The sequence below is a fragment of the Pueribacillus sp. YX66 genome (assembly GCF_041725775.1).
GTDB lineage: Bacteria > Bacillota > Bacilli > Bacillales > UBA6769 > Pueribacillus.
This window is the reverse complement of sequence record NZ_JBEUEL010000003.1, coordinates 129,157-142,192: the sequence shown is the minus strand read 5'-3', so window position 1 is coordinate 142,192 and position 13,036 is coordinate 129,157. Positions and strand designations below refer to the sequence as shown.

The window sequence follows — 13,036 nt, the reverse complement described above, 5'->3', positions numbered from 1 at the left end:
GATTTGCCGCCGACTTCCTTCAGGCTCCACCTCACGGTGGACACCCTTGTCTTAAGCTAATCGCTACTACTGCCTTCACGATTCAGGACTTTAACCTTATAGAATATGTGCATGCCTCGCACACTAAATAAAATCCGCTCAAAGCTTTGAGCGGATTTTTCAATGTTTAATTTTATATTATCCAAAAAAAGCTTCGTAAATGGATTTTACTGCTTTTTCGACGTCAGCTTCTTTGACACCAAACATCATACTCACTTCTGAAGACCCTTGGTTAATCATTGCAATGTTTACATTTGCATTTTGAATCGCAGTAACTGCTTTTGCGGCAACGCCAATCGTTTGATTCATTGCTTCGCCGACAATCATAATGAGTGCAATGTTCCGTTCAATTTTCACTTTGTCTGTATGAAGTTCTGTTTCAATTCGATCGATAAGCCGAGCTTCTTTATCTTCTGTTAGTTGATCTGCCCTCAAAATGACGTTGAGACTGTCAATGCCTGAAGGCGTATGTTCATACGATAAACCTTCTTCTTCAAAAATTTGTAGCAACTTTCGTCCGAAACCTATTTCGCGATTCATTAAATATTTTTCAACATAAATGTTCAAAAAACCATCGTCACTTGCAATACCAACAACAGGATCACCGTTAAGCTTTCGTTCCGCAACAATCATCGTTCCCGGTGCTAGCGGGTTATTTGTATTTTTTACACATACAGGGATACCCGCACGGAACGCCGGTGCAAGTGCTTCTTCATGAAACACACCGAAACCTGCATACGATAACTCACGCATTTCTTTATATGTTAATTCAGTAATTTCTTTCGGATGATTGACGATATTCGGGTTCACTGCATATACGGAATCAACGTCGGTAAAATTTTCATATAGATCGGCTTTAAGAGCAGCAGCTAAAATCGCACCAGAAATATCTGAGCCACCACGCGGAAATGTAACGAGATTCCCTTCTGGTGAATATCCAAAAAAACCTGGAAATATAATGATCTCTTGTTTATTTCGTAACTCATATAAACGATCATATGATTCAGGAAGCACTTGAGCATTTCCAACTTCATCACTGACAAGTAAACCAGCTTCTTTCGGGTTTACGTACGTCGCTGCAACACCTTCCCTTTGAAAATAGCGAGCGATGAGCTTCGCATTGTTATCTTCTCCACCCGCTTTAATACAATCTAGAAATCGTTCCGGATCGTCGCTTAAGGCAAGACGTTCTTTAAAGTCTAACTCTATTTCATTTACAATTTCTTTATCAAGTTCAAGCGTTTCTGCAATTTCACGATAACGGGCAATGACCGCTTCGAGTTCGGCTTTTGCTTCTCCATTTTTTAAATATTTTTCAGCTAGAGCAATGAGTAAGTCCGTCGTTTTAACATCATCAGAAAACCGTTTACCCGGTGCCGAAACGACAACGACTCTACGCTCTGGATCAGATTGAACAATGTCAAACACTTTGCGGATTTGCTCTCCACTTGCAACGGATGAGCCCCCGAACTTTGAAACTTTCACTCTATTTCCTCCTGACTGTGGACCAAAAAAAAGTTTACTAGATTAACTACAACAATTTATTTTAACATAAAATAAATATGTTGTAAGTGCATTTTTAATTCCAACATCAACGAAGAAGTCATGAAACCGGCAAAAGCAATCACAATCCCGAACAAATATGTGAGGACGATGTAGTTTGTAAAAAAAACCCAATTTTTTTCTTGTTTAAATGTAACAAGCTCAGCATTGATCGTTGAAAATGTTGTAAACGCTCCAAGAAATCCAACACCAAACAACAAATTCACCGTAGTCGAAACTTGAAAACCGAGCATAACACCGAGTACGAATGAACCGAGGACATTAACAAATAACGTCGCATGCGGAAACGTTCCAGAAAAATTTTTTGTCAATGAGCGTGTCACATAATAGCGGGCAATTGCTCCAAAAAAACCACCAACCGCTACGAGAAGGATGTTCATCATGATGCTGTACCCCCTTCTCTTTTGAAACGTTTTCCGATCGAATAACCGAACATTGCGATCAAAAAGCCGCCAACAGCACTTATTATCACATAAGTGAATGCTAAGAAATAAGCATCGTTCTGCAGCAACTCTAGTGTTTCGACACTAAACGCGGAAAATGTCGTAAATGAACCGATAAGCCCTGTATAAATGATCGCCTCTACTTTTTCAGATAATTGTCTTTTTCCTGAAAAAAAACTAATTAGCAATGCGAGGATTAAACTTCCAAGTAAGTTTGCAATGACCGTTGCGAACGGAAACGTATCTCCAGCAGCAAACGGAAAATATATACTTAAACTGTAGCGAAGGACAGCACCGATCGCTCCAGCTATTCCAACAAGTAAAAATACGAGCATGATTCATTCCTCTATTCACATAATTTCGTAGATTCGACTACCCTTCATGTCTACTTTACGATGTTCACCCCGATTCATCAACCTTCTTGTCATACGATGCGAATGACAATTCTTCAAGTGCTTTGCTTTCGTCAAAGGAACATTATACCCCGCGTAGGTAAATATCGATAAAGCCCGTTTTTTCAAACTCGGTTTAAATGAGTATCTTTAAATTGACCCGGATACTTTAATCCAAATCCGAACATTCGATCCATCCCAATATGCGCCATCCAAATTAAGCCAATCGCTAAGAGTAGTGGGTTTTCTAGTAACAAACTAATTAAAATAAAACCAATGACAACACTATACGTGTGAAAGAAGTTATAGACTATCGCTCCAATTCTATAATTTAATAAATAAGCGAACATCGAGAGATCTGGTGCAAATAACAAGATGACAAACATTACCCAGCTATACTGGAAATGCATGTACATGTATAGGCTTAAAAGTAAAATCGAAAAACCCTCGATGTGCAACATAATTTTATTCACCAACATTTCCCCCCTTGTTCAGCTAACGTTTATCACTACATTGAAGCGGTTTTTCCTATTCATTACGCAAAAATAATCACTAACGTACCAACGATAAAACAATATAAACTGAAGTAAATTAAATTCCCTTTCTGCATAATGCCCATAAACCATTTTAATGCAAAATAAGATGCAATGATCGATACGAGAAAAGCGAGTACATAGGGGACAAACAATGTCGTTAAATCAGGATCATTGATCATATCAGTTACACTTAGGAGTGTACCTCCAACACTAACTGGGATATAAAGCAAAAATGAAAACCGCAACGCAGTATCAGGTTTCATACCTACCCCCATGGCAGCGACAATCGTTGCACCAGAGCGGCTAATCCCTGGAATTAATGCAATCATTTGTGCCAAACCGACGATAATTGCATCACGAAGGCGTAAATCATTATCTTGTTTACGACCGCGAAGGTTCCGAATGAGAAATAACGCTACTCCTGTAATGAGAAGCGTGATCCCAATTCCAATAACGCCACCTTTAAAAATACTTGAAATTTTTTCTTCAAAAAGAACTCCGGCTACACCTGCAGGAATGGTCGCAATCATTAAATAAACGATAAATCGAAAATCCGATTTCGCTGCTTCATTGCGTGTTGTTAAGTATGAAAGCCCATTTTTGATGAGACGCCATATATCTTTTCGATAAATGATAAGAACAGCAATGAGTGATCCTGCATTGACAAGAAGCTCAAACGTTAATTTCTCAGTTGCAATCCCCATAAAATGTTGTGCTAACACGAGGTGTCCACTTGATGAAATCGGAATTGGCTCCGTAATCCCTTGCAATAACCCTAAAAAAATGTATTTAAGTAAAATCATTATATTTGTTTCCATCATCATTCCCCATTTCCCGACTTTTGCTTCCTATCAGTCTATCTAAATCTACTTTTCAATCGTCACAAGAACAGATGCCTCATCGTACTTTCCGTATGCCGCGTGATACGTCGGACCAACTCCCCGTTTGAATCCAAATGAATGACGGATCGCAGCTGTAATAAATTTTTTTGCTTTTTCAACCGCATCTAGTACTGTTTTTCCTTTAGCAAGTTCTGCTGTAATTGCAGCCGAATACGTACAACCCGCGCCGTTCGTGTGGATTGTGTTAATCCTAGGCGACTCCAAAATATAATACTGTTTCCCGTCATATAAGATGTCAGTAGCTGGACCTTCAAGCCGTCCGCCTTTCACAAGCACATAATCTGATCCTAATTCATGCAACGCTTTCGCAGCAGCTTTTAAATCGGAAACTGTCGTAAGTTTGTCAATGTTAAGCAGTCGAGCCGCTTCAGGCATATTCGGCGTAATTACTTTCGCGAGCGGGATAAGCTTCTTTTTCATTGCATCGATTGCATCGTCTTTTAATAATGCTGAACCCATTTTTCCAATCATGACTGGATCGACGACGATATTGTCCGTTTCAGCCTTTTTAAGCCAATTCGCTACATGTGTAATCACTTCTTCAGTGAACAGCATGCCTGTCTTGAGCGCATCAACGCCAATATCTCTTAAGATTGTATACAACTGTGCTTCAATCACTTCAAGTGAATGAGGAAAAATCCCTTTCTTCGTCTCCGGGTGAGTCGCAACTATTGCTGTAATTGCGCTCATTCCATAAACATCTAGTTCTTGAAATGTTTTTAGATCTGCTTGAATACCAGCTCCGCTTCTTGCAGCGGCTCCGGCAATCGATAATGCTCGGTACATGGATGTTTCACCATTTCCTTTCTATACTTACGTTATTATTTCTTAGCAACGACAATGCCAAAATTATACTTTACACCTTCACTAGGCTGCTCAAATGTCACTCCCCGCGTTCATAAAACTGCACTTGTTCAAAGGGCAGAGAACGAAATAGCGTCTCGAATTCTTCACGAGTCAGTTGAAAATAATGAAATCGGATACAGTACGGTTTACTTCTTCCTTCCCCAAATGGAGTAGACAATATGAATATACCACCAGGCTTTAAAAAAGCGGTACATTTGTTTAGCAAACTGTTTCTCGTCGGCTTACATGCTCTAGCGTTTCAAAACTCATAACCGTATCGAACTGTCCGATTTCTTGAATGAGGGTAATAGAGCATTCTCTCTTTGCTAAGTTACAAGAGGATGTTAATAACGTTTCATTGCATACTGAATTGTATCGTGGTCAATATCGACTCCGACAATTTCTTCACAATCGTGTTTACACATTTTTGCAACAAAATAGGCCCATCGCCCGAGCCACATGCGATGTCGAGCACTCTACCTTTTACATATGGAGTTACAAAATTTAATACATTCAATTATCCCGCTTCATAAAATCAGGAATGATCCGCTCCCCTGTAACAACTTAAACACCGCTTTCGATTAAAATAATTTGCACAGGAACGTCATTTTCATCAAATGCTGATGATGCAACTGCTTGAATAGGTACCTTGCGATGTTGTGGTTTCATCTGCGTTCAAAGCTTGCGGCACTTATGTCACCCTTAGAAACAGTTCATTCTATTACTGTATCGTAAAAAAATTTGTTTCACAAATAAAAATTGCCTTGCATGTTTCACTTGTTATTTGGAAAAACTAACGTTAAAAATTTTTGAAACTATGGATAAAGAAAGGTGAACAAAGTGGAAAGCACCTGTTTCAATTGTGATGATGTCATTGAAGAACGAAATTTTCATTATATTTCTTTTTTTTACGAAGCCAAAGAACGAGAAGAAACATTGTGTGATATCTGTTACTCTGAATGGCTTGAAGGCATCAAAGAATAAAGCCGATCACTTACCGGCTTTATCTTTTTTTCTTTATATCCGTTAATATAACTTTGCTTTTCGGAATGCTCGGCATATCAACTAAGCTATAGCTTAAATCTTGCTCAGGCAATTTATACTCGATTCGGTTAACAAGAAAATTTAGACTCATTTTCATCACTTCAATCGTAACTGCTTCTCCAGCACACCGATGTCCAGTGACATATTCTCCTCCTCCTTGCGGAATGAGTGTAAAAACATGCTCATTTTTTTCAATAAAACGATCCAACTTAAACAAATCGGGGTTTTCCCAAAGTTTTGGGTCATGATTTGTTCCATACAAATCAAGCAATGTTAACGTACCTCGTTTAAACGTAAAACCGTTCCACGTAAAGTCTTGTTTTACACGTGCGGCTGTATACGGAAAAAACGGATAAAAGCGTCGTACTTCATGGATAAACGGGTCTGCATACTGTTCAAAGTCAGAAATGACTTTCTCTCTGTCGTTTGGGTAATGTTTTAAAGCGAGTACAATGAAGCAAACATAAACTGCAATCGCAATAATCGGACGTAAAATATTAATTACTTCAACTGCCGCAACTTCAGGAGACAACAGTTGCTCATTAACATCACGATGCCATGAAAACGTATGTAACGCTGTTCCCTCCATCGGCTTTAACTTTTCCTCCCGAACGTCTGTAATAATTTTAGCAATCCAATTTTCAACTACATTTCTTCCGTGACGACCACGCCAATGATTCGGTCCAATTTTTGTAGGAGACTCAAACAAACTGCTTAAGGCATCAGTTCGTTCATGCCATTCGTTATCTTTTAGTGGAACACCTGTCCATTCGCAAGCGACTTGACAAAACATTTTTTTAGCTTCCTCGTATAAAATAACTTGCTCGGTTTGTTCCCAGTTTCGAACAGCATGCTCCCATGCTTTTTTTGTCAAATTCGCCAGATCTGCTAGTTTTTCAGAAGACATAAGCGACATAAACATTATCTTTCGATGCTTATGTGCTTCACCATCTAACGTCTGAACGCCTTTTTCTCCGAATAGCGTTTCGCGTACACGATTTGGCGCTGCACCCTGTCTTTGAAATTTTTCATTGTCATAAAAAAGCTTGACTGCTTCCTTACCACCCATGCAAACCGCTGTTTGTCCCATTAATCGAGTCTCAAATAAATCTGATTGAAGACTTTGTCTTCGGTTCAAGATGTAGCGATATCCTTCTCTCATTAAATTGATGCTATGATCGAATCCTTTTTCACGTGGTAATCGCTTCGTTTTTTGCATTGAACATTTCTCCCTGTCAAAATAATGATTTTCATGATAATAGCCCATTAATGTAATCGATCATTGTCAACAAATTTTCCATAATTCGGAACTGCCATTTGATCAAACTTTTCAACTAACATTTTTAAATTGCTTGAAAGCTCATTCCCCTCCATCGGTGCCCCGTGACCCGTTACCGCAACAGACGGCTTTAAAGCTTCTAGTTTTTCAACAGATTGTTTTGCAGCTTTCCAATCTGTCGTCAAGTAGCGTGGTGGTCCACTCATTTCTTTTTCTTGTGTTATCACCTTATACAAATATTCTTGCTTAACAGTAACAAACGCATCTCCTACTATGAGCGATCGATCATTCTCTCGGAATAACGAAACGTGACCAGGTGTATGTCCTGGTGTATGAATCCAGCGAAATCCAGGCATGTGTGGTACAGATCCATCTGAAGGCAAAAGATGAATATTCGTCCCTAAATCAATCGATTCATTCGGAAACATCGGAGACAACTTTGCAACGATTCCGCCTTCAACTGATGGATCGGGTTTAGGATAGCTTTTCTGCCCTGTTAAATAAGGTAGTTCTAATTCATGTGCATAAACAGGAATTTTCCAATACTCAACAAGCTCAATGACAGCTCCAACGTGGTCAAAATGTCCATGTGTTAAAATTATCGCTCTCGGTCGACTATTCTTTTTGAAACGACCTTCTACAACTGAAATAATTTTATTCGCCGACTCTGGCATGCCGGCATCAACTAATACAAACTCATTTGTCTCGGGCTTCCCGACTAACACGATATTCACGATTTGAATTGTATAACAATATAAATCAGGAAGTAATTCAATACCGATGCCACTTCCAATTGAAGTTGTCGGAATATATTTATAATCACTTCCGTAACTCATGTCTTTATTCAATTTTTATCTCTCCTGTTTCTCTCCAAATTTAATAAACGTTTGTTCGTTTTCGTTCAATCCGCAGACCGCACATTGTAGCCTTCTTTCTGGTCCACTATACATTTTGTGAAACGGACCAGGATTAACACCAGCTTCGTACTTTTCAATAATTTGACCTGTTTGAGGATCAAGCTTTACTGCATAAGCATTTTGTTCAATAATGTTAAAACGAGAACGATTTGTTCGACAATTTGGACAACGATACCGAGTAGCCATAGCAACAACTCCTTTACAATTAGTTAAGACTGTACATTTTATCATCCCCATTTCATAACAGTCTATAATTCAGTTAAATATTTTACACTTTTTCCCAGCTGAAGCGAAAAAGACTTGCAGACGAGCAAGTCTTTAATTTATGAGCTTTATTTCTTTCTAATAGGTTATAGATGGAAATACAAAAAGGCGCCATATCAGTATTTAAACTGAATGGTTCGCCTCTACAAAATTAGTTTTCTTCTATTCCCATTTCGTCTTGAACAATGCTCGAAATTTTTTGTACATATTCGTCGCATTGTTCTTTTAACGGGGCTTCAACCATCACTCGTACGAGTGGCTCTGTGCCAGATGGTCGTACGAGTACGCGCCCATCTTTGCCTAGTTCCCGTTCAACTTGATCAATCGTTTGTTTTATTCGCTCATTTTCAAGTACACGATTTTTGTCCGTTACTTTTACGTTAACGAGACGTTGTGGATACGTTTGCATATCTCCTGCTAACTCAGATAGCTTTTTGCCTGTCCGTTTCATGATGTTAACGAGTTGCAAAGCTGACAGCATCCCGTCACCTGTCGTCGTATAATCAAGAAAAATAATATGACCCGACTGCTCACCACCGAGATTAAAATTCCCTTCACGCATCATTTCCATCACATACCGATCACCGACTGCCGCTTGTTTAGATTGAATACCATTGGTTTCTAATGCTTTATAAAAACCCAAGTTACTCATAACGGTAGACACAACAGTATCGTTCTTAAGCAGTCCGTGTTCTTTGAAAAACTTAGCACAGATGAACATAATTTTATCGCCATCGATAACCGTGCCATTCTCATCAACAGCAATTAAACGATCACCGTCACCGTCAAACGCTAAACCGATGTCAGCATGTTCTTCTTTCACTAATTCGATTAATGCTTCAGGATGTGTCGAGCCGACACCAGCGTTAATATTTAGCCCATTCGGATTTGTACCCATTGTCACAATCTCAGCTTCCAAATCAGCAAATAAGTGAGGAGCAAGGGATGATGTCGCTCCATGTGCACAATCAAGGGCAATGACTAAACCTGAAAAATCTTCATCGATCGTTTGCTTTAAATATTGCAAATACTTCTGATTTCCTTCAAAGTAGTCATTCACTACACCTAGGTCTTCGCCAATTGGACGAGGTAAGTGATCGTTATCTTCATTCAACAAAGCTTCAATTTCAGCTTCTTGTTCATCTAAAAGCTTAAACCCGTCAGAACCAAAAAATTTAATCCCATTATCTTGCATCGGATTATGTGATGCTGAGATCATAACACCGGCTTGAGCATTTAACGCTTTTGTTAAATACGCAACCCCCGGTGTCGATATAACACCGAGACGCATCACCTCAGCGCCAATTGAAAGCAACCCTGCAATCAGTGCCCCTTCAAGCATGTGACCTGAAATTCTCGTGTCACGACCAATTAGCACTTTCGGTTTACCTTCACAATTTTTTGTTAAAACATAACCACCATATCTTCCAATTTTAAATGCTAGTTCTGGGGTGAGTTCACGATTTGCAACTCCACGGACACCATCTGTGCCAAAATATTTCCCCATTTCATTCACTCCTCTTTTACAATAACAACCATTAATGAATTGAAATCGTCGTTTTCCTTTTCTGCCATGATACGTTTTGGGGTCCGTTAAACTTTACTTCAACACTATGTTCTCCTTTTCCTAACCCTGAAGCATCAACAATCGCATGAATATCCTTTGCTGTAATACGTTCTAAAATTGTTTTTGCTCCACTCATGGCAACATCCAGTTCTCCATCTTTCGGATCGATAAAAGAAACCGTCAACCCTTCACGCAAACCATTCACTTCAAGCGGAACATTTTTAATTGTTTTTGTTTCTTTCTTTCCTAGTTCAATGGTAATTTCAATTTGTTCAGGCTCAACTCGTTTTACTCCTTTCGGTAACGGAATGTCAACGGTTAGCGTTACACTGTTCCCGTCTTTATCAGACAGCTTATTCAAATCGACTGCAACTTCAACGAACTCAATTTTTTCAATGTCACCCTTTGAACCGAAAATAACAACCGTTTCTGGGTTTGCTGATATCGATTCAATGCTGAGACCATCAGGTAAGCTATTTTCCCGATTTATTTTTATCGGTACAAACTTATGCGGAGATACAATTGGTATTTCAACATCAACGACATTCGGATTTAGTGAAAAACCAGTTAATTCATTATCATTCTTGTCGTACACCTTAATTGGAACACTTGTCATAAATGTATCTTGTGCTCCGTCCAAATCAACAAATCCTTTGATTGACGCAATTTGATTGAGTTGACTTTCACTTCCATAAATCGTCACTTTCGTCGGTGACACGACCGCGTCACTTACATTGTAACCTTCGGGCAAACTATCTTTATTTACATACTCTATTGTAATTGGAAAATCTTTGCTCACTCGTTCCTCAATTGTTACTGTTATGGACGCTGGATAAATGGCCACATCAATTCCATCTGATAACCCACGATGCTGAAGTCGAACCGTATGGGTCCCAACACTTAAGTTGTTCAAGTCCGCAAACACTTCTAAATTTTTTTCCATTCTAGCCATAAACAACTGTGTCGGTGAACCGGATAACGTGACGTCAACCGTTTCAGGCACACCTGAAACAACGTATTTCGCTTCATCGTAATAAGCATGCACTTCTACATCTTCCAACTGCTCTTGGCCAACTTGATTACGCGATTCCGAACCTGAATTCTGCATATTTTTTGGTACTGCTACGGTTGCATAAAGCATCAGTGCAAATATAAAGGAAATTAAGACGACAAACCAGTTGCTTTTCAACAGTTTATCCATTATTTTTCCCCCTCCATTGCCAACGTGACGAAGCTGTTGTGCTTTGACGATGGAGTTCAGTCGTTAACAATCGTTTTAATTGTTCTTCATCTAAGTCTCGATGAAGTTCTCCATTTTTGGCTAATGAAATTTGACCCGTTTCTTCTGAAACGACAAGCGTTAAACTGTCCGTCACTTCACTTATTCCGATTGCAGCCCGGTGCCTCGTCCCTAACTCTTTCGGAATCAATTGGCTTTCAGATAAGGGCAAATAACATGCTGCTGCTAAAATATTGTTTTTACTCACGATAACTGCGCCATCATGAAGGGGTGTATTCGGAATAAAAATATTGATGAGCAATTCAGACGTAATTTTTGCTTGAACCGGCACGCCCGTTTCTACGTATTCATTCATTCCTGTTTCACGCTCAATGGAAATTAACGCACCGATTCGTCGTTTAGCCATATATGTAGAAGCTTTAACGAGAGCATCGATCGCATCTTTATATTCGTCTTCTTCAATTGTCGCATATCGCGTAAAAAAACGACCACGTCCAAGCTGTTCAAGCGCTCGTCGTAACTCAGGCTGGAAAATAATAATAATCGCTAAAAAACCAAAATTTATCGCCTGTTCAACGAGCCATTTTAACGTCTGTAACTGGAAAGCACTGCTTAAAAACCAGACGGCAATAATGACAGAAATCCCTTTCAACAGTTGAATCGCTTTCGTTCCGCGTATAAGCATTGTTAATTTATAGATTACATAAGTGACGAGTAAGATGTCGATCACATCTCCAAAATCACTTATGAAGTTCGAAAAGTTCAATTCATTGAGAGGCCACATTCGTCATCCTCCAGTGCGTTTCTTTATCACAGGATTACGCCGTCCCTGCTGGACGACTTGTTACGATCATAACCATTTCATTATATCACATGAACAGCTAGCTATAGTAATTTTTCCCCAAATAAGGAACCGATAAGAGCAACCGCTGTCTGTGCCGTTTTATTCCGCTCATCCAAAATCGGATTCACTTCGACAAATTCAGCGGAAGTTACGATCCCGGATTCGGCTAACATTTCCATAGCTAGGTGACTTTCACGATACGTTAATCCGCCTAACACAGGGGTTCCAACTCCTGGCGCATCAAGGGGGTCAAGACTATCAAGATCAAAGCTTATATGTACGCCGTCTGTATGTTTTGAGAAATACGCAATCGTTTTTTCCATAATGTAAGCCATTCCTAGCCGATCAACTTCGTGCATCGTATAGACAGTGATGCCGAAATCACGAATCATTTGCTTCTCACCTTCATCGAGTGAACGTACCCCAATGATCGTAAGATGCTCTGGCTTTATTTTCGGAGAACCGCTCTCAATTTTCGTTAAAATATCGTCACCCATTCCAAGATTTACTGCCAAAGGCATGCCGTGAATGTTACCAGTTGGGGACGTTTCTTTCGTATTCATATCTCCATGAGCATCAAACCAAATCACACCTAGATTTTTATAGTATTTTGATATCCCAGCAATCGAACCGATCGCGATACTATGATCCCCACCAAAAATAAGCGGAAAGTGTCCTTTGCTGACAACATCTGAAACAAGTGACGCTAATTTACGATTTGCTCTCGCCACTTCTTTTAAGTTTTTTAATTTTTCATTCGTTTCTTTCACTTGAGGTCGTTCAATTTCAAGATCTCCAAGATCTTCGACGTCATAACCTAATCCAATCAGGCGTTCAAGCGCATCCGCATACCGCATTGCTGCCGGCCCCATATCAACCCCGCGCTTCGCCTGACCTAAATCCATCGGAACGCCAATAATTGAAATCGGTTTTTTCATAGGATATTCCCCTTCCACCCTTGCATAATTCGCTAATATAATTTCAATCATACCAAAAAGTAAAGGAACCTTAAATTTAACATTTAAGGTTCCTCGGATGGAGCCTAGCGGGGAGTCCCAAAAATATTATTCCTTTTTATGATACCTTTGACCCTTTCTGCATTTTGATTTTTAGTTTTAAGCAATCTAGATGAAGCAAAAAGCAAAGTAGTCTAGTAAATA

The 13,036-nt window shown here is 39.4% G+C and carries 13 protein-coding genes; all 13 read right to left on the bottom strand.

Annotation, left to right across the window (positions count from 1 at the left end):
- Positions 1-177: 177 nt before the first annotated feature.
- Complete coding sequence (locus ABU914_RS02730; protein ID WP_379668220.1) at positions 178-1,524, bottom strand: aspartate kinase; 1,347 nt, start codon at positions 1,522-1,524, stop codon at positions 178-180.
- 56 nt (positions 1,525-1,580) lie between these two features.
- Positions 1,581-1,985 carry a fluoride efflux transporter FluC gene (locus ABU914_RS02725; protein ID WP_379668219.1) on the bottom strand — a complete coding sequence of 135 codons (405 nt, stop codon included), beginning with the start codon at positions 1,983-1,985 and terminating at the stop codon, positions 1,581-1,583.
- A complete protein-coding gene (gene crcB, locus ABU914_RS02720; RefSeq protein ID WP_379668218.1) occupies positions 1,982-2,380 on the bottom strand; it encodes a fluoride efflux transporter CrcB in 399 nt (132 codons plus the stop codon). The genes ABU914_RS02725 and crcB overlap by 4 nt, the downstream gene beginning before the upstream one ends.
- A gap of 182 nt (positions 2,381-2,562) precedes the next feature.
- Positions 2,563-2,910, bottom strand: coding sequence for a DUF4260 domain-containing protein (locus ABU914_RS02715; protein ID WP_379668217.1), 348 nt, complete (start codon positions 2,908-2,910; stop codon positions 2,563-2,565).
- A 62-nt stretch (positions 2,911-2,972) separates the two neighbouring features.
- Positions 2,973-3,791 carry an undecaprenyl-diphosphate phosphatase gene (locus ABU914_RS02710; RefSeq protein ID WP_379668216.1) on the bottom strand — a complete coding sequence of 273 codons (819 nt, stop codon included), beginning with the start codon at positions 3,789-3,791 and terminating at the stop codon, positions 2,973-2,975.
- 48 nt (positions 3,792-3,839) lie between these two features.
- On the bottom strand, positions 3,840-4,661 hold the full coding sequence (thiD, locus tag ABU914_RS02705) for a bifunctional hydroxymethylpyrimidine kinase/phosphomethylpyrimidine kinase (protein ID WP_379668215.1): 822 nt from the start codon (positions 4,659-4,661) through the stop codon (positions 3,840-3,842).
- Between the two features lie 1,063 nt (positions 4,662-5,724).
- Positions 5,725-6,984 carry a CYP152 family fatty-acid peroxygenase CypC gene (cypC, locus tag ABU914_RS02700; RefSeq protein WP_379668214.1) on the bottom strand — a complete coding sequence of 420 codons (1,260 nt, stop codon included), beginning with the start codon at positions 6,982-6,984 and terminating at the stop codon, positions 5,725-5,727.
- Between the two features lie 47 nt (positions 6,985-7,031).
- Positions 7,032-7,880 carry an MBL fold metallo-hydrolase gene (locus ABU914_RS02695; protein ID WP_379668225.1) on the bottom strand — a complete coding sequence of 283 codons (849 nt, stop codon included), beginning with the start codon at positions 7,878-7,880 and terminating at the stop codon, positions 7,032-7,034.
- Between the two features lie 15 nt (positions 7,881-7,895).
- A complete protein-coding gene (locus ABU914_RS02690) occupies positions 7,896-8,147 on the bottom strand; it encodes a DNA alkylation repair protein (protein WP_379668213.1) in 252 nt (83 codons plus the stop codon).
- A gap of 229 nt (positions 8,148-8,376) precedes the next feature.
- Positions 8,377-9,732, bottom strand: a complete 1,356-nt coding sequence (gene glmM, locus ABU914_RS02685) for a phosphoglucosamine mutase (protein WP_379668212.1) — start codon at positions 9,730-9,732, stop codon at positions 8,377-8,379.
- Between the two features lie 31 nt (positions 9,733-9,763).
- On the bottom strand, positions 9,764-10,993 hold the full coding sequence (locus tag ABU914_RS02680; protein WP_379668211.1) for a CdaR family protein: 1,230 nt from the start codon (positions 10,991-10,993) through the stop codon (positions 9,764-9,766).
- Positions 10,986-11,816, bottom strand: a complete 831-nt coding sequence (gene cdaA / locus ABU914_RS02675) for a diadenylate cyclase CdaA (protein ID WP_379668210.1) — start codon at positions 11,814-11,816, stop codon at positions 10,986-10,988. Before cdaA ends, ABU914_RS02680 begins: the two co-directional genes overlap by 8 nt.
- A gap of 101 nt (positions 11,817-11,917) precedes the next feature.
- Positions 11,918-12,814: an arginase gene (gene rocF / locus ABU914_RS02670; RefSeq protein ID WP_379668209.1), complete on the bottom strand. Its 897-nt coding sequence runs from the start codon at positions 12,812-12,814 to the stop codon at positions 11,918-11,920.
- Positions 12,815-13,036: the final 222 nt, after the last annotated feature.

Excerpts from the sequence above, each read along its gene's own strand:
- ABU914_RS02695 (WP_379668225.1), bottom strand. The coding sequence starts at position 7,880 with ATGAGTTACGGAAGTGATTATAAATATATTCCGACAACTTCAATTGGA.
- ABU914_RS02710 (WP_379668216.1), bottom strand. The coding sequence starts at position 3,791 with ATGGAAACAAATATAATGATTTTACTTAAATACATTTTTTTAGGGTTA.
- crcB (WP_379668218.1), bottom strand. The coding sequence starts at position 2,380 with ATGCTCGTATTTTTACTTGTTGGAATAGCTGGAGCGATCGGTGCTGTC.
- ABU914_RS02680 (WP_379668211.1), bottom strand. The coding sequence starts at position 10,993 with ATGGATAAACTGTTGAAAAGCAACTGGTTTGTCGTCTTAATTTCCTTT.
- cdaA (WP_379668210.1), bottom strand. The coding sequence starts at position 11,816 with ATGTGGCCTCTCAATGAATTGAACTTTTCGAACTTCATAAGTGATTTT.
- ABU914_RS02690 (WP_379668213.1), bottom strand. The coding sequence starts at position 8,147 with ATGGCTACTCGGTATCGTTGTCCAAATTGTCGAACAAATCGTTCTCGT.
- thiD (WP_379668215.1), bottom strand. The coding sequence starts at position 4,661 with ATGTACCGAGCATTATCGATTGCCGGAGCCGCTGCAAGAAGCGGAGCT.
- rocF (WP_379668209.1), bottom strand. The coding sequence starts at position 12,814 with ATGAAAAAACCGATTTCAATTATTGGCGTTCCGATGGATTTAGGTCAG.
- cypC (WP_379668214.1), bottom strand. The coding sequence starts at position 6,984 with ATGCAAAAAACGAAGCGATTACCACGTGAAAAAGGATTCGATCATAGC.
- glmM (WP_379668212.1), bottom strand. The coding sequence starts at position 9,732 with ATGGGGAAATATTTTGGCACAGATGGTGTCCGTGGAGTTGCAAATCGT.
- ABU914_RS02725 (WP_379668219.1), bottom strand. The coding sequence starts at position 1,985 with ATGATGAACATCCTTCTCGTAGCGGTTGGTGGTTTTTTTGGAGCAATT.